This is a genomic window from Arthrobacter sp. SIMBA_036, assembly GCF_046535135.1.
GTDB lineage: Bacteria > Actinomycetota > Actinomycetes > Actinomycetales > Micrococcaceae > Arthrobacter.
This window is the reverse complement of sequence record NZ_JAWRXG010000488.1, coordinates 1-232: the sequence shown is the minus strand read 5'-3', so window position 1 is coordinate 232 and position 232 is coordinate 1. Positions and strand designations below refer to the sequence as shown.

1 protein-coding gene is annotated in these 232 nt (G+C 52.6%); it reads right to left on the bottom strand.

All coding sequences use genetic code 11. The features are described from left to right. Positions 1 to 232, bottom strand: a 232-nt coding sequence (locus SB659_RS20630) for a hypothetical protein (RefSeq protein ID WP_410551793.1), incomplete at both ends; no start/stop codon positions are given.

The window sequence follows — 232 nt, the reverse complement described above, 5'->3', positions numbered from 1 at the left end:
ACGTAGCCGTTAAGTACTTCGAGAAAATCACCGTTAACGGCAACGGCTATGTCCCTTGAGGGCCTGAAGGGTTCAAAGCGATCGCGCAGGTCTTCACCGTAAACGCATACGCAGTGATGCTTCAGCCAGTAACCCCATCGAATACCGTTAGCCGGTAGCATCACTTCCTCAAGCACGCCCGGATCGATGTCAATCTTACTGACAACCGGATGATCCTGCTCAAGCGCAGTCT